Source organism: Aquaspirillum sp. LM1 (genome assembly GCF_002002905.1).
Lineage (GTDB): Bacteria > Pseudomonadota > Gammaproteobacteria > Burkholderiales > Aquaspirillaceae > Rivihabitans.
In genome coordinates this window covers 1-15,404 of the sequence record NZ_CP019509.1, presented here as the reverse complement: position 1 = coordinate 15,404, position 15,404 = coordinate 1, and the positions used below count along the sequence as shown (strand labels likewise).

Genomic DNA, 15,404 nt, shown 5'->3' with positions numbered 1-15,404 from the left:
AAACCATTATGAAGCAACTTGTCATTGCCAGCCGGGAGAGTGCGCTGGCCATGTGGCAGGCCGAACACATCAAGGCCCGGCTCGAAGCGTTGTATCCGGGGACACAGGTGGGCATCCTGGGCATGACCACCCAGGGCGATCAGATTCTGGACAAGACATTATCGAAAATTGGCGGCAAGGGGCTGTTCGTTAAAGAACTTGAAGTGGCGCTGGAAGAAGGCCGTGCCGATCTGGCGGTGCATTCGATGAAAGACGTGCCGATGAATCTGCCCGACGGCTTTGAACTGGCGGCTATCTGCACCCGTGAAGACCCGCGCGATGCCTTTGTGTCCAACCGCTACGCCGCGCTGGCCGACCTGCCCGATGGCGCGGTGGTGGGCACCTCCAGCCTGCGCCGGGAAAGCCAGCTGCGCGCGCGCTACCCGCATCTGACTATCCGCCCGCTGCGCGGCAATGTGCAGACCCGGCTGCGCAAGCTGGACGACGGTGAATTCGACGCCATCATCCTGGCCGCCGCTGGCCTCAAGCGTCTGGGCCTGCACCAGCGCATTCGCATCGAGCTGGCCCCGCAGGAAAGCCTGCCGGCAGTGGGCCAGGGCGCGCTGGGGATTGAAATTCTGGCGGGCCGCGCTGAGCTGGCCGCGCTGCTGGTGCCGCTGAATGATGCGGTGACAGCCGCCTGCGTGCATGCCGAACGGGCAATGAGCCGGGCGCTGAATGGCTCCTGCCAGGTGCCGCTGGGCGGCTATGCCATCCAGCGTGGCGACATGCTGGTGCTGAACGGTTTTGTCGCCAGTGTGGATGGCCGCACCTTTCTGACCGCCCGCGCCGAAGCGCCGCGCCGCTATGCCGATTCGCTGGGGCGGGCCGTGGCCAGGCAGTTGCTCGACCAGGGCGCGGGAGACATTATCGCCGCGCTGGGCCAATGAGCGCCGCACCGGCCCAGCCACTGGCGGGCCGCCGGATTGTGGTCACCCGCCCGGCGGGCCAGGCTGGCGCACTGATGGCCCGGCTGGCGTACGCCGGCGCGGTGCCGATTGGCCTGCCGGTGATGGATATCGTGCCCGCCGACACCGCTGTACTACGCCAGGCCGCCGAGGCAGTGCGCGCCACCGACCGGGTGATTTTTGTCTCGCCCACCGCCATTGACTTACTCTGGCCGTATTTGATCGACCGGCTGCCGGCCCGTGTGGCGCTGACCACCGTGGGCACGGCCAGTGCCAGACGGCTGAGCCAGCGCTGTGGCCGCCCGGTGCTGCACCCCAGCGAACGCAGCGACGCCGAGGCTTTGGCCGCGCTGCCGGAACTGGCCGCCCCGCTGGCGGGTCAGCATATGGTGCTGATCAAGGGCAGCGGCGGACGTTCGCAGTGGCTGGCCAATGTGCTGGCCGAACGCGGTGCCACGGTGCAGACGCTGGACATCTACCAGCGCCAGCCGGCACAGCCAGACTGGCACAGTTTTGATGCTGCCGTGGCCGGGCCTGGGCTCGCCGCGCTGGCCCTGACCAGCACCGAAGCCGTAGACTGGTTATTTATGTTGGCTGGCGAGTCACGCCGGGCAACGTTACAATCGCTGCTCTATGTCGTGCCGCACCCGCGCATTGCCGACCGCCTGGCCCAGTGTGGCGCGCCCCACTGCCTGATTACCGCTGCGGACAACGACGCCACCGTGGCCGCCCTTTGCGAATGGTTTGAAACCCACCCATGACTACAAGCTCGCCGTACACGCCTCCCACCCGCCCGGCCCGCAAGCTGAATATTCCGCTGCTGCTGGCGCTGGCCGCCCTGCTTGCCACCGGCTGGCAGTGGCTGGACACCCGCCACACCCTGGACACCCTGAGCCAGGAACTGGCGCAAAAAGCCAGCAGCGCCAGCGGCATCAGCAAGGAAGTGCGCAGCCAGGCCGAACGCGCCGACAAGACCGCCCGTGACAACAGCGCCAAACTGGCCGCGCTCGACGCCCGGGTGGACGAGTTTTCCGGGCAGTCTGCCGCCTTGAACAGCATGTACCAGGAACTCAGCCGCAACCGTGAAGACTGGATGCTGGCCGAAATCGAACACGCGCTGAACCTGGCTGGCCAGCAATTGCAGCTGGCCGGCAACATCAGCGCGGCGCTGGCCACGCTGGAAGCCATCGACGCCCGGCTGGCCAAGCTGGACAAACCGCAATTCATTCCGCTGCGCAAGGCGCTGGGCCAGGACCTGGGCCTGCTGAAAGCCGCGCCAGCGGTGGACGTGGTCGGGCTGACCGTCAAGCTGGACCGCCTGGCCGCCAGCGCCGACAGCCTGCCGCTGACCATCGACCACACCCGCAGCAGCCCGGCCCCCGCTGCAAGCAGCCACGCCGCCAGCACGGTGCCGGCCTGGCAGCGCCTGGGCGAGCAGTTGCTGGACGACATTGGCCAGCTGATCCGCGTGCGGCGCATGGACAAGCCGGAAGCGCTGCTGCTGTCGCCCGAGCAGGCGTTCTTCCTGCGCGAAAATCTCAAGCTGCACCTGCTGGGCGCGCGAATTGCCGTGCTGCAGCACCAGGATGGCCCGTTCCGCGCCGACCTGGCCGCCAGCGAACGCTATGTGCAGCATTACTTTGACACCCAGTCCAGCGCCACCCACACCTGGCTGGCCACGCTGAACGAGATCAAAACCGCCCAACTGTCCGTGCGCGTGCCCGACATCACCGCCAGCCTGCGCGCCGTTCGCGCCCTGCAAGGCCGGACTCAGGAGTAAGTCATGAAAGTTGTGCTGTGGATCATCGGCCTGTTTACCCTGGCCGTCGGACTGTCGTTGTTTGCCCAGATCAATACCGGCTACGCCATTGTGTTTCTGCCGCCTTACCGGGTGGAACTGTCGCTGAACATGACCCTGCTGCTGATTGTGGCCACCATTGCCGTGTCCTATCTGCTGCTGCGCCTGTTTGCCGCCACGCTGAACCTGCCGCATGAAGTGGCGGCCTTCCAGCGCCGCAAAAAGCTGCGGATTGCCCGACATGCGCTGGTGCAGGCCTCGCTGGCCTATTCGGAAGGCCGCTACCAGAAAGCCGAACGCGAAGCGCTGCGCGCCTGCGAGTACGAACAAGCGGCGGAAAACCAGGGGGTCGCGCTGCTTCTGGCAGCACGCGCCGCCCACTCCGTGCGCGCCTACGACCGCCGCGACAGCTATCTGGCGCGGATGGACAGCCTGGGCAGCCCGGTGCAACTGGCACGGCGCATGCTGGAAGCCGAGCTGCTGCTGGAGGAAAAGCGCAGCGTGGATGCGCTGGCCGCCATCGAAGCCGCCCGTGCGCTGTCGCCCAACCTGACCGCTGCCCTGCGCCTGGAGCTGAAAATCCGCCAGCAGCAAAATGCCCCGGAACAGGTGCTGGCGCTGACCGAAAAACTGCTGAAATCCGAAGCGCTCAGCGCCGAACAGGCCCGCCGCTACCGGCTGGCCGCCTACCGCGAGCAGCTGGGTCAGTTTATTGATGGCCACGAACTGCGCCAGTGGTGGCAGCGCATCCCCAGCCAGGAACGGCAAAACCCTACCCTGGTGCTGGCTGCCGCCCAGCAATACGCCCGGCTTGAGCAGGCGGATTCCGCCGCGCTGCTGCTGCAGGACCAGCTGGCCCATGACTACAGCAGCGAGCTGGCCGGTGCGCTGGGCGAACTGGCCCCGCAGCTGAGCGAGCCGCGTCGGCTGGAAACCCTGGGCCTGGGCGAAAAACTGCTGCCCGACCACAGCCGCGACCCGCAGCTGCTGCTGATGCTGGGCCGCCTGGCCCGTGCTGGCCAGTTGTGGGGCAAAGCGCAAAGCTATTTTGAAGCCAGCCTGTCGATTGAATCTTCACTGGCCGGCCACGCCGAACTGGCCCGCCTGCTGGAAGCGCTGGACCGCCGCGACGACGCACGCAAACACTTCGACGCCTGCCTGCAATTGGCGCTGGCAGAAGCGTAAGACATCCAGAAACCGGGGCAACGCCCTCCTTGGGGGTTGCCCCGTGCCTGCCGCCTCGCTCAACTGGCCCGCAAACTCTCCACCCAAGCCAGCTGACGCGGCAGACAGATGGTTTTCAGGTCATAGTTGGCCTGGGCAAAGCGACGGGCGTTTTCGCCCAGCCGCTGACGTTCTTCCGGTTGGTCCAGCAGCCGGCAGACTTCGCTGGCCAGCGCGGGCGCATCAAAGAAATCCACCAGCCGGCCCGTCTCGCCCTGCACAATGGCTTCGTGCAGCGGCTGGGTGTTGCTGGCCACAATACTGCAGCCGGCACTCATCGCTTCCAGCAGGCTCCAGCTGAGCACAAACGGATAAGTCAGGTAGACATGGACGGTGGACAGCTGCAAGACCGGAATAAAATGCTGGTAGGGCAGGTTGCCCAGATAGTGCACCCGCGCCCAGCTGGCATCATCAATCTGGCCACGGACTTCATCGGCAAAAATGTCTTTCCACTTTTTGCCCTCGGGCGGACGTGCGCCATAGCTGACATCATCGCCCCCCACAATGAAAATCTGGGCATTGGGCCGCTGGCGCAGAATCTCCGGCAGGGCGCGCATGAAAATATGGTAACCCCGGTAGGGCTCCATGTTCCGGTTGACGAAGGTAATCACCTCGTCGGCCTTGGTCAGCGTCAGCGCGCCATTCAGCGTCAGGTTGATGTCCGGGTCCGGTGCCACTGCCTGGGTGTCGATGCCGTCGTGGATCACGCTGATTTTTGACCGGAACGGCTCGGGGAAGGTGCTGGCCTGCCAGTGTGTGGGCGAAATCGCCCCATCAGCCAGATCAAAGTGCAGGATGTTGTTCACATTTTTCAGGCGCAGGCGGCAGGCGTCTGCGCCAGCATCCGCCGTGGGAAACTCCGGGTCGAAATCCGAATCCGCGCCCTTGGCGTGATAGAAAAACTCACAGTAAATCCCCAGTTTGGCCTTGGGCCACACTTCCTTGAGAAACAGACTTTCACCCCAGCCCGGATGGGCGATGATTACATCCGGGGTAAAGCCCTGCTGCTTGAGCTGCTGCGCAGCCCGAAAACACGCTTCGCCCCGAATCGTCTTGGCTTCAAAATCGGTGACCCAGGGATGAATATTGGGCGTGGAGCCGCGCTTGGCCCCATAAGACAGCACCTGCACCCCCTGCCACGGGCTGGGAGGGTTTTTCTGCATGGTCAGCGCCACCACGGTGTGGCCCTGCTGCGCCAGCGCAGGGGCCAGAAACTTGAACTGGCCGGGAAAATTCTGGTGGACGAATAGTACGTTCATAAACGGTCATACCCTGCGATGGACTTGGTAAAGACTGGGGCCGGTAAAGTGGGGCTGGCGGACCATGCCAAATAGCTGGATAGCTGCTGACCGGGAAGGGACAACCCGCGTAAAACGCTTGACCCATCCCGGTTTGCGTGCCATTTTGGCGTATTGCATTCAGGTGGGAAACCGCCTGGCTTGCGCGGGCGTGCCGTGGGACGCACGCCCTTGAACCAGACCGGCCCGGCGCGCTGTCGCCACCGGGCGCTGCCCGCTTTTTTCAATCCGCCGCCTTCCCCTTGCGCACGCTGTGCGCCGCCACAAGAGGGGAGTTCAAAGGCCCCGACGATGATGGGTGTATCACATGGCCAGAGTATATCTTGATTCCGCCGACGCTTTCACCGTCAGCAATAACAATGTCTCGGTGTACGGTTCCACCGGTTCCGAAGTGGTGACCGTCGCCAATGGCGTCACCGGCGTGACCCTGGACCAGAATGTCGAACAGGTGTCCCTGTCGGGCGCGCGCAGTGCCTACACCTATCAGCAAAGCGGCAACCAGCTGCTGGTGTATTCCGGCACCACCCTGCTGTGTCGGGTGCCGGTGCAGGACGACAGCAATGGCACCCAGCTGGCGTTTTCTGACGGTACGGCAGATGCCAAAATTTCCGCCACCGGCATGACCCTGGGCGGCAGTTCACTCAGCGCGGCCTCAAGCGGCACCGGAACGGGAACTTCCACCGGAACGGGCACAGGTACAGGCACCGGCACCGGAACGGGCACCACTACCACCAACTTCCACACCAGCGTCACCGGGGTCGATTCAGCCAGCCTGCTGACCACGCAAAGCAGCATCGTCAAGGCACTGAATGGCGGCGAAAAATGGAGCAGCACCAGCCTGACCTATAGCTTTGACACCACCCGCCCGGCCGACTACACCGGCGTACAGGCCAATTCCACCGCCAGCGGCAACCTCACCACCGGCTGGCAGGCCATGACCGCCACCCTGAGTACGCTGTCCAGCGAAATCCTCAGCAGCATCGACAAACTGGTGCAACTCTCGTTTACCCAAGTCAGCGCCAATGGCGACATCCGCTTCAGCCAGGTACCCACCAGCGGATCGGTGGCGGCATTTGCTTATTTCCCTGGCACCACCCCCAGCTATAGCGGCGACGTGTTCATCGATACCGGCATCGACAGCACCACCCTGGGCGCAGGCGGGTACGGCCAGCTGACCATCACCCACGAGCTTGGCCACGCGTTGGGCCTGAAACACCCGTTTGAAGACGGCGCTACCCTGCCCACCGCAGACGACAACCACATCAACACCCTGATGTCGTACACCGACTACCAGAACCTGGTGCCGGTATTCACCACCAGCGGCTCCAGCGCCAACGTGGACTATCAGCAGCTCTACCCAGACCGCTTCATGGTGTACGACATCGCCGCGCTGCAAGCCATTTATGGTGCCGACAGCACCACGCAAACCGGCAACAACACCTACCAGTACGGCACCAGCCCGTTTTATGCCAGCATCTGGGATGCCGGCGGCACCGATACCCTGGACCTGAGCACCACCACCGCCAGCGACACCGTCGACCTGACGCCTGGCCATTACTCCAGCATCAACACCCGCAGCGTCAGCACTCAGGCACAGGAGCAAAAGCAAACCTTTGCCAGCCAGGGCAAAACCGGGTTCGACAGCTGGATTGACAGCGCCTACGCCCAGCAATCCAGCAAAATCTACACCGGCACGCATAATCTGGGCATTGCCTACGGTGCCATCATCGAGAACGTGATTACCGGCAGCGCCGCCGACACCGTCACCGACAACAAAGTGGACAACGACATCAAGACCAGCGCAGGCAACGACCTGATTTATCTGGGTGCCGGTGGCCACGACACCATTGATGGCGGTGCCGGCACGGACTCGGTTTCGCTGGCGCTGACCAAGAGCCAGGTCACCTACACCTCAGAGGCTGGCGGCCTGATCCGGCTGGTGGGCACCACCTTTGCCGCCGACCTGTATAACGTGGAAAAACTGGTGTTTACCGACCAGACTGTCACCCTGGCCTGAGTCCCGCCCAAACAAAAACCCCCGGCCCTGTGATAGGTGCCGGGGGTTTTTGCTGCCGCAGACGCGGCACAAACCTGATTACTTCCAGCCCGCCTTGCGCTCACACATCTTCATGGTTTTCGGGTTGGCTTTTTCAAACTGGGTGACCGAGCGGGAATCGTTGGAATCCATCTCATTGACCATGCATTGACAGTACTTGAGCACCACATCCGGCTTGGCCCCTTCGTCCTTGTTGTCCTTGACGCACTGAGCCGTCCAGGCTTCGTCATCCGCATCCGCGTAGGCCAGACCACTGCCGGCCAGCGCGGCCACAGCAAGCAGACTCAACATGATTTTTTTCATACCGGCTCCTTTGAGAAGAAATAAACATTGCTTATGTATTTCCAAGCACAGGGCGTGCTGACTGCCCTGCCTGTCAGCCAGCATAGCAAACCGGCAAGGGGTGGTCACGGGGAATTGTGGGGATGATTTGGGGTGGTGTCGGGCGATGGCGAAGGTAGGGACGGTTTGCGTCATGGGCCTTGTGCTGGCCACGTTTGTTCAAACACGCTGATGGGGGACATCCGCTCAGGCCCACACGAGCCGAGCGCAAGCGCTTTTGCGCGGTTACACATTCTCAGGGCGTCCGCTGCATTCCGTTTGAGACAAGAAGTCTCATTTTTTCTTCACGCGGCCAAGAAAATTTTCATCTTGGCCCGTTTAGCCGATTTTTTTATTGAGAGATATCGTGCAGAGGCAAGCGTTGGGACAGTCCGCGCCGCGAAATATCGCCAACCACAGGCGAGAAGGCGCAACCCGACGCCACACGCCCATGGGGTGCTTCTGCCTGGAGCGGGTATGGCGCAGAAACTGCGCCATACCCTCTTGATCAACGCAGCAGGTAAGGTTTCTGAGTGGATCACCGGCCCGTTGGCAGGGCTAGGGATATGCTAAAAAAATCGTCATTCCCGCGAAGGCGGGAATCCATGACGTTGATTTTGCTGGGTTTTTCTTTTGGCAAACACGATTTTTCTAAATAAATCAGCGCGTCCCTAGTAGCCAGTCACCATGATCTGAATCGACTGACAGGCGATTAGACCGCTTTCGGCATGAGTTTCACCTCAGGTGTCGTTCCCGCGAAGGCGGGAACCCAGACCGCGCCACAGCGTGCGCGGTGGGCATGGCGCAGGTAGCGCTGATGAGCGCTCACCCCGCTGTACGCTGTGGACACGCCTGGATTCCCGCCTGCGCGGGAATGACGCGGTGGGGCGCGGCGAGTGGTTCGTCGTGGAACGTGAGCCATCGCGTTTCAACGTGACTGGCTACTAGTTGCAGTCCCCCGGCAAAGCCGGGGCTTTCAGGTTGTGGGCCGCGCAGGGCGGTCGAACGAGACCGCTAACGCGACTTCGTCTTCTTCTTGGCATCTCCGGGCAGCGGTTTTATCAAGGTCAAGTTCGTGACAGAGTTTGGCGATGCTGTGCTGTTGCTGAACAATTTTTGGTGACTTTGAGTTGCACTCGGGGGAGTGAAGTGACGACGGGTTTGTGGCGTGTTCGATGTCCTTTGGGTGGTGGGAGTGTTCCACCTACCGGCTTTCGAAAAGAGTAGACCACGACAGAGCAGGAGCAGCAGCGACCGGGACGGCCCAGATTGAAGCCGTTGAACCGTGCTATGATGTAATACGTATTAAGTGTTCAGGAGGTGGGTATGCACCGGAAAATGACGATCACACTTGATGAGGCGGTTTACGAGGGCCTTTATCGGACGGTTGGGCGGCGGAAGATGAGCCAGTTCATTGAGGATTTGCTGCGTCCGCATGTGGTGGATACGTCACTCGATGACGGCTACCGGGCAATGGCAGCCGACAAGGCGCGAGAAGCTGAAGCGACGGAGTGGTGCAACGCCCTTGCCGGAGATATGGCCGATGCAACGCGGTGAAGTGTGGTGGGTTGAATTCGACCCAGCTATTGGTAGCGAAATCCGCAAGACGCGCCCGGCTGCAATTGTGAGCAACGATGCGGCCAACAGGAATCTGTCGCGCGTAGTCGTGGTGCCGGTGACCAGCAACACCGGAAAGCAGTATCCCGGTGAGGCCGTTGTGACGATCAGCGGGCAGAGCAGCAAAGCGATGGCTGACCAGATCATGGCCGCCGACAAGTCGCGGCTCAAGAGTCAGCTTGGTACGCTATCCAAAGCAGATATGTTGGCCGTTGAGGATGCGATCAAAGTGCATTTGGCGCTACCTCGGTAGCGCTTTTCTTTTGTTTGCCGTGTAGCACTTTGTTTTTGAGATAGCCCATTTTATGATTTTTACATATCAGCCAAGCTGATGCCTGACCGTTACGTGTGTTTGTATAGCTAAGGACGCGCTGATTTATTCAGAAAAACCGTTTTTGCTAAAAGCAAAACCCAGCAAAATCAACATCCTGGATTCCCGCCTTCGCGGGAATGACGATTTTTTCAGCGCATCCCTAAACCAGTCTCCTGGTCAAGTTTTCAGGGTAATCGCATTAATGCTTTTATCATATACTTGACTGAATGTTTACCCAAAAAAATAAGTCAGGAACTGCCCACATCTTCTCTACTTGTGGTTTTTTTAGACGGAATTATGGAAAAAGAAGGCCCGTAGCGGCTGGCATTGTCGTTCAAACTCTGCCGGACTCATATTGCCCAGCGCCGAGTTCGGGCGTTTAGTGACGGCGGACGCGTGACATGTTCGATTTCCTTTGGGTGGGGGGATTGTTCCACCTATCAGCTTGTTCGAAAAGATTAGACCACGACAAAAAGGCCGCTCTAAACGAGCAGCCTTTTTGTTTGAACCACTCTCCGAAATCTAGATTTTTTAGGAACAATCTAGACAATCCTGGGACCCCACACCCTCACACATCAATATTCCGCGCAATCAGCGCATTACTCTCAATGAAGTGCCGGCGTGGCTCCACTTGATCCCCCATCAGCGTGGTGAACACATCATCCGCGCTCATCGCGTCTTCGATGCGCACACGCAGCAGGCGGCGTACGGTGGGGTCCATGGTGGTTTCCCACAGCTGGCCGGGGTTCATTTCGCCCAGGCCTTTGTAGCGCTGGATATTGATGTTGCGGCGGACTTCGTTGAGCAGCCAGTTCAGCGCTTCGCCAAACTCATTGATCTGGCGGCCCTGTTCACCGCGCTTGATGGCGGCACCGTTGTGCAGCAGGCCTTTGAGCAGCGCGCCGGTGGTTTTCAGCTGGGCGTAGTCGCCGGAGTGCAGGAAGGTCTGGTCCAGGTAGGTGACCAGCATATTGCCGTGCAGCTTGCGGATGATCTTCAGCAGGTAGCCGTCGTTCTTTTCGTCGCGCACCACGGTCAGTTCCAGGGTGGCGGCGGGCAGCAGGGCTTGCAGGGCGGTTTGTGCCGCCAGGGCGTTGGCTTCGCTGCTGAGGTCGATCGGGTCGGTTTTCAGCAGGGCTTGCAGCACGGTGGTGTCAATCAGCCGGCTTTCGCGTTCGATCACCGCTTGCGCCAGCAGATACTGGCGGGCGATTTCGCCCAGGGCGTCGCCGGTCAGCGGGTCGCTGCCTTCGCCCGGAATAAGCTGGGCGTTGGTCAGGGCGAGCTTGAGCAGGTACTGGTTCAGCTCGTGCTCGTCTTTCAGGTATTGCTCGGTCTTGCCGTGCTTGACCTTGTACAGCGGCGGCTGGGCGATGTAGATATGGCCGCGCTCGACCAGCTCGGGCATTTGCCGGTAGAAGAAGGTCAGCAGCAGGGTGCGGATGTGCGAGCCGTCCACGTCGGCATCGGTCATGATGATGATGCGGTGGTAGCGCAGTTTTTCCGGGTTGTAGTCGTCCTTGCCGATGCTGGTGCCCAGCGCGGTGATCAGGGTGGCGATTTCCTGGCTGGCAATCAGCTTGTCGAAACGGGCGCGTTCGACGTTAAGGATTTTGCCCTTCAGCGGCAGGATGGCCTGAAATTTACGGTCGCGGCCCTGTTTGGCTGAGCCGCCGGCGGAATCGCCCTCCACCAGGTAGAGTTCGGACATGGCCGGGTCTTTTTCCTGGCAGTCGGCCAGTTTGCCGGGCAGGCCCAGGCCGTCCATGATGCCTTTGCGCCGGGTGATTTCGCGGGCCTTGCGTGCGGCTTCACGGGCACGGGCGGCGTCCACGATCTTGGAGCAGATGATTTTGGCGTCGTTGGGCTGTTCCAGCAGAAACTCGGCCAGTTTTTCGCCCACCACTTCCTGCACCACCGGGCTGATTTCGCTGGAAACCAGTTTGTCCTTGGTTTGCGAGCTGAATTTCGGGTCGGGTAGCTTGACCGACAGCACGCAGGTCAGGCCTTCGCGCATGTCGTCGCCAGCGGTTTCCACCTTGGCTTTTTTGGCAAATTCGTTGCGTTCGATGTAGTTGTTCAGCGTGCGGGTCAGCACGGCACGCAGGGCGGTGAGGTGGGCACCGCCGTCGCGTTGCGGGATGTTGTTGGTGAAGCACTGTACCGATTCCTGGTAGGAATCGTTCCATTGCATGGCCACTTCCACGGTCATGCCATCACGCTCGCCGGTGGCGTAAAACACTTTGGGGTGCAGCGGGCTCTTGTTGCGGTTCATGTATTCGACAAAACCGGCCACACCGCCGCTGAAGGCAAAGTTTTCTTCCTTGCCGGTGCGTTTGTCGGCCAGGATGATCGACACTCCGTTGTTCAGAAACGACAGCTCGCGGATGCGCTTGGCCAGGATATCGTAGTGGAATTCGATATTGCCAAAGGTTTCGGTCGAGGCGTAAAAGGTGACTTCCGTGCCGCGATGGGTGGTTTGCCCGGTGGCTTTCAGCTCGGATACCGGCTCGCCGCGACGGAATTCCATTTCGTGTACTTTGCCGTCGCGCCAGATTTTCAGCTTCAGCCAGTCCGACAGGGCATTGACCACCGACACGCCCACGCCATGCAGGCCGCCGGAGATTTTGTAGCTGTTGCTGTCAAATTTGCCGCCCGCGTGCAGCACGGTCATGATCACTTCGGCGGCGGAGCGGCCTTCTTCCGGATGAATGTCGGTGGGAATGCCGCGACCGTTGTCTTCCACCGAGATGGAGTTGTCCGGGTTGATGCTGACGCGGATGGTGTCGCAGTGGCCGGCCAGCGCTTCGTCAATGGCGTTGTCCAGCACCTCGAACACCATATGGTGCAAACCGGTGCCGTCAGACGTATCACCGATGTACATCCCGGGACGTTTGCGCACGGCGTCCAGCCCCTTGAGGACTTTAATACTGCTGGAGTCGTATTCCTGCTCGCTCATAACACTGGTTCTCTTCATTCGGTTGCTGCAACGGCCCATCGCAGCGGCGGATAGCCGGCGGGTGGGTGACTGCCGGCCATCCGCCGGCGCAGTGCCCAGGCCGCGTGAGCGTGCCTGGACGTCTGGGTGGGGGCCTGGGCGGCCCGGTTAAATCCGCATCGGCATGACGATATATTTGAAATCGGCTTGCTCGGGCAGGGTGAACAGCGCGCTGCGATTGCCATCGCCAAACGCCAGTTGCAGCGTTTCGGCAGACAGATTGGTCAGCACGTCGGTCAGGTAGTTGATATTGAAGCCAATTTCCAGCGGGCCGCCCTGGTAGGCGATGTCGAGTTCTTCTTCGGCTTCTTCCTGCTCGCTGTTGGTACACTGGATCGACAGCCGGCCAGCAGCCAGGGTCAGGCGCACGCCACGGAATTTTTCATTGGCCAGGATGGCCGCCCGTTGCAGTGCGTGCAGCAGGGACAGGCGTTCGATCAGGAAAATCTTGTCGTTATCCAGCGGAATCACCCGGTTGTAGTCGGGGAATTTGCCGTCCACCACCTTGGACACAATCACCGATGCGCCAAACGAGAAGCGCGCCTGGTTGGGCAGCAGCTCCACGGTGACGGCGTCGTCGCTGTCGGTCAGCAGTTTGGCCAGCTCGACAATGGTTTTGCGCGGCAAAATGGCTTCGGAGCGGGGCAGTTCGTTGTCCAGCGTCATGCAGGCAAAGGCCAGGCGGTGGCCGTCGGTGGCCACCAGTTTGAGCTGGTTGCCTTCAGCGATGAACAGCATGCCGTTCAGGTAATAGCGAATGTCCTGCACCGCCATGGCGTATTGCACCTTGGCCAGCAGCGCCTTCAACGCCTTTTGCGGCACCGACAGCTGCGACAACGGCTCGGCCCCTACCGACAGCAGCGGAAAATCTTCTGCTGGCAGGGTTTGCAGGTTAAAGCGGCTCTTGCCGGCCTTCAGCACCAGCTTGGCGTCCTGCTGGTCCAGCGTCACCGTGGCGGTGTCGGGCAGTGCGCGCAGGATGTCCTGCAATTTTTTGGCCGACGTGGTCAGGCGGAAGTCTTCGCCGGCAACGCTGTCGAGATGGGCCGTGGTGATCTGGATTTCCAGGTCGGTGGCCAGAAACGACAGGCTATTGCCACGTTTTTCAATCAGTACATTGGCCAGAATCGGCAAGGTGTGGCGGCGCTCGACAATGCCGGTCACCGCGTTGAGCGGCTTGAGCAGCGCATCGCGTTCAGCTTGCAAAATATGCATGGCGTGGGGTCTCCCGGAATCGTGAAGGATCTGGCCTTCGTTCTGCCCTGGCGGCCAGGCCACGGCAGGGCAATATGTTTCTGTCGTGAAAAATGCCGTTGATGGTCAATTCTTCAACATTTGCAACAAAGCATTGTAATCGCGCTCGATGACGCTGTCTGTGGTGCGCATTTCGGCGATGGTCTTGCAGGCATGCAGCACCGTGGTGTGGTCACGGCCACCAAAGGCATCGCCAATATTGGGCAAGGACAGCTGGGTAAGCTCCTTGGCCAGCGCCATGGCAATTTGCCGGGGGCGGGCGATGTCGCGGCTGCGTTTTTTGCTGTGCATGTCGGCCAGCTTGATCTTGTAGTAATCGGCCACGGTTTTCTGGATGGTTTCCACCGAAATCACCCGGTTGCCGGCGGCCAGAATGTCTTTCAGCGCTTCTTTTACCAGCTCAAGCTCGATGGCCTGATTGGTGAAGCGCGAATACGCCACCACGCGCTTGAGCGCACCTTCCAGCTCGCGCACATTCGAGCGCACGTTCTGGGCGATGAAAAACGCCACATTGTTGTCCAGCTTGAGGTTGTCCGCCTCGGCTTTTTTCATCAGGATGGCCACGCGCATTTCCAGCTCGGGCGGCTGGATTTCCACCGTCAGCCCCCAGGAAAAGCGCGAAATCAGCCGCTCGTCCATGCCTTCGATCTGCTTGGGGAAGGTGTCGCAGGTCATGATCACCTGCTTGCCCCCCTCAATCAGCGCATTGAAGGCATAGAAGAATTCTTCCATGGTGCGGTTCTTGCCGGCAAAAAACTGAATGTCGTCAATCAGCAACAAATCCAGGCTGTGGTAGTAGCGCTTGAATTCGTCAAACGCCTTGTGCTGGTAGGCGCGCATGATGTCGGCCACATAGCGCTCGGCGTGAATGTAGCGGATGCGCGCCTTGGGGTTTTTCTGGAATACATGGTTGCCAATCGCCTGCACCAGGTGAGTTTTACCCAGGCCCACGCCGCCGTAGACAAACAGCGGGTTGTACGCCGGGTCGCCGGGGTTGTCGGCAATCTGCATGGCGGCAGCGCGCGCCAGCTGGTTGCCTTTACCGGTCACCAGGCTTTCAAAGGTAAACGACGGATTCAGCCGGGTGCTCTCGTGGCCGCCGCCAATGGCCTGCACCGCCGAGGGGCGCGACGAGGGCGAGGTAGGCGACGACGGCGGTTGCGGGGCTTGCGGGGTGCTGGGGCTGCTGACCGATGTCAGCGCCGGCGGCTCTACCTTGACCGGCGCGCCGATTTTCAGCTCCAGCAGGGCCGGCTCGCCCAGCACTTCGCTGGCCAGCGCTTCGATGCGGGCCAGAAAGCGGTCTTTGATGAATTGCAGCACAAAGCGGTTGGGTGCCAGCAGCACCCAGCCTTCGGCCCCTGGTTCACAGCGCAGCGGCTTGATCCAGGTGGTGAATTGTTGTGCCGACAATTCGGCCTCCAGACGTTCGAGGCAAGTCGGCCAGAATGCGTGCAGATCGGTCATTGAATCATCATAAGAATGACAAACCCGCCGGGCACAATGGCCAGCGGCGGGAAAGCAGGCGGGCCATCACAGCCCACGGTCAGGGCGGGCCAGGGCCCGCGCCACTCACAC

12 protein-coding genes are annotated in these 15,404 nt (G+C 60.9%); 7 read left to right on the top strand and 5 right to left on the bottom strand.

The genetic code is table 11. The annotated features are described in order from the left end of the window. Positions 1-8 precede the first annotated feature (8 nt). Genes hemC through BXU06_RS00050 form a run of 4 tightly spaced genes read left to right on the top strand, consistent with a single transcriptional unit; the run spans position 9 to position 3,930 of the window. Positions 9-929: a hydroxymethylbilane synthase gene (gene hemC / locus BXU06_RS00065; RefSeq protein WP_077295924.1), complete on the top strand. Its 921-nt coding sequence runs from the start codon at positions 9-11 to the stop codon at positions 927-929. Continuing rightward, positions 926-1,708 carry a uroporphyrinogen-III synthase gene (locus BXU06_RS00060; protein WP_077295923.1) on the top strand — a complete coding sequence of 261 codons (783 nt, stop codon included), beginning with the start codon at positions 926-928 and terminating at the stop codon, positions 1,706-1,708. Before hemC ends, BXU06_RS00060 begins: the two co-directional genes overlap by 4 nt. Continuing rightward, positions 1,705-2,727, top strand: a complete 1,023-nt coding sequence (locus BXU06_RS00055; protein WP_077295922.1) for a uroporphyrinogen-III C-methyltransferase — start codon at positions 1,705-1,707, stop codon at positions 2,725-2,727. Before BXU06_RS00060 ends, BXU06_RS00055 begins: the two co-directional genes overlap by 4 nt. A gap of 3 nt (positions 2,728-2,730) precedes the next feature. Next, on the top strand, positions 2,731-3,930 hold the full coding sequence (locus BXU06_RS00050; RefSeq protein ID WP_077295921.1) for a heme biosynthesis HemY N-terminal domain-containing protein: 1,200 nt from the start codon (positions 2,731-2,733) through the stop codon (positions 3,928-3,930). Positions 3,931-3,989: 59 nt separating this feature from the next. On the opposite strand, the gene BXU06_RS00045 is transcribed toward BXU06_RS00050, so the two are convergent. Then, positions 3,990-5,228 carry a glycosyltransferase family 4 protein gene (locus BXU06_RS00045; protein WP_077295920.1) on the bottom strand — a complete coding sequence of 413 codons (1,239 nt, stop codon included), beginning with the start codon at positions 5,226-5,228 and terminating at the stop codon, positions 3,990-3,992. A gap of 346 nt (positions 5,229-5,574) precedes the next feature. Between BXU06_RS00045 and BXU06_RS17145 the strand changes: the two genes are divergently transcribed. Beyond that, on the top strand, positions 5,575-7,284 hold the full coding sequence (locus BXU06_RS17145) for a M10 family metallopeptidase (RefSeq protein WP_150125044.1): 1,710 nt from the start codon (positions 5,575-5,577) through the stop codon (positions 7,282-7,284). Positions 7,285-7,362: 78 nt separating this feature from the next. On the opposite strand, the gene BXU06_RS00030 is transcribed toward BXU06_RS17145, so the two are convergent. After that, on the bottom strand, positions 7,363-7,614 hold the full coding sequence (locus BXU06_RS00030; RefSeq protein ID WP_216352509.1) for a hypothetical protein: 252 nt from the start codon (positions 7,612-7,614) through the stop codon (positions 7,363-7,365). A gap of 1,356 nt (positions 7,615-8,970) precedes the next feature. On the opposite strand from BXU06_RS00030, the gene BXU06_RS00025 reads away from it, so the two are divergent. Together BXU06_RS00025 and BXU06_RS00020 are read left to right on the top strand one after the other, a co-directional pair. Further along, on the top strand, positions 8,971-9,201 hold the full coding sequence (locus BXU06_RS00025) for an addiction module antitoxin (RefSeq protein WP_077295916.1): 231 nt from the start codon (positions 8,971-8,973) through the stop codon (positions 9,199-9,201). Continuing rightward, a complete protein-coding gene (locus BXU06_RS00020) occupies positions 9,188-9,514 on the top strand; it encodes a type II toxin-antitoxin system PemK/MazF family toxin (protein WP_077295915.1) in 327 nt (108 codons plus the stop codon). Before BXU06_RS00025 ends, BXU06_RS00020 begins: the two co-directional genes overlap by 14 nt. Positions 9,515-10,142: 628 nt before the next feature. Here the strand turns inward: BXU06_RS00020 and gyrB are convergent. The 3 genes from gyrB to dnaA form a co-directional block, all read right to left on the bottom strand. Then, positions 10,143-12,533 (bottom strand): DNA topoisomerase (ATP-hydrolyzing) subunit B, encoded by a 2,391-nt coding sequence (gyrB, locus tag BXU06_RS00015; protein ID WP_077295914.1) that lies wholly within the window; start codon positions 12,531-12,533, stop codon positions 10,143-10,145. 147 nt (positions 12,534-12,680) lie between these two features. After that, on the bottom strand, positions 12,681-13,787 hold the full coding sequence (gene dnaN, locus BXU06_RS00010; protein WP_077295913.1) for a DNA polymerase III subunit beta: 1,107 nt from the start codon (positions 13,785-13,787) through the stop codon (positions 12,681-12,683). Positions 13,788-13,892: 105 nt separating this feature from the next. Next, positions 13,893-15,293, bottom strand: a complete 1,401-nt coding sequence (gene dnaA / locus BXU06_RS00005) for a chromosomal replication initiator protein DnaA (protein ID WP_077295912.1) — start codon at positions 15,291-15,293, stop codon at positions 13,893-13,895. Positions 15,294-15,404 lie beyond the last annotated feature (111 nt).

What these genes read in the sequence shown, in the direction of transcription:
- BXU06_RS00020 (WP_077295915.1), top strand. Translation starts at nt 9,188, where the DNA reads ATGCAACGCGGTGAAGTGTGGTGGGTTGAATTCGACCCAGCTATTGGT.
- dnaN (WP_077295913.1), bottom strand. Translation starts at nt 13,787, where the DNA reads ATGCATATTTTGCAAGCTGAACGCGATGCGCTGCTCAAGCCGCTCAAC.
- BXU06_RS00030 (WP_216352509.1), bottom strand. Translation starts at nt 7,614, where the DNA reads ATGTTGAGTCTGCTTGCTGTGGCCGCGCTGGCCGGCAGTGGTCTGGCC.
- gyrB (WP_077295914.1), bottom strand. Translation starts at nt 12,533, where the DNA reads ATGAGCGAGCAGGAATACGACTCCAGCAGTATTAAAGTCCTCAAGGGG.
- BXU06_RS00050 (WP_077295921.1), top strand. Translation starts at nt 2,731, where the DNA reads ATGAAAGTTGTGCTGTGGATCATCGGCCTGTTTACCCTGGCCGTCGGA.
- hemC (WP_077295924.1), top strand. Translation starts at nt 9, where the DNA reads ATGAAGCAACTTGTCATTGCCAGCCGGGAGAGTGCGCTGGCCATGTGG.
- BXU06_RS17145 (WP_150125044.1), top strand. Translation starts at nt 5,575, where the DNA reads ATGGCCAGAGTATATCTTGATTCCGCCGACGCTTTCACCGTCAGCAAT.
- BXU06_RS00055 (WP_077295922.1), top strand. Translation starts at nt 1,705, where the DNA reads ATGACTACAAGCTCGCCGTACACGCCTCCCACCCGCCCGGCCCGCAAG.
- BXU06_RS00060 (WP_077295923.1), top strand. Translation starts at nt 926, where the DNA reads ATGAGCGCCGCACCGGCCCAGCCACTGGCGGGCCGCCGGATTGTGGTC.
- BXU06_RS00045 (WP_077295920.1), bottom strand. Translation starts at nt 5,228, where the DNA reads ATGAACGTACTATTCGTCCACCAGAATTTTCCCGGCCAGTTCAAGTTT.
- BXU06_RS00025 (WP_077295916.1), top strand. Translation starts at nt 8,971, where the DNA reads ATGCACCGGAAAATGACGATCACACTTGATGAGGCGGTTTACGAGGGC.
- dnaA (WP_077295912.1), bottom strand. Translation starts at nt 15,293, where the DNA reads ATGACCGATCTGCACGCATTCTGGCCGACTTGCCTCGAACGTCTGGAG.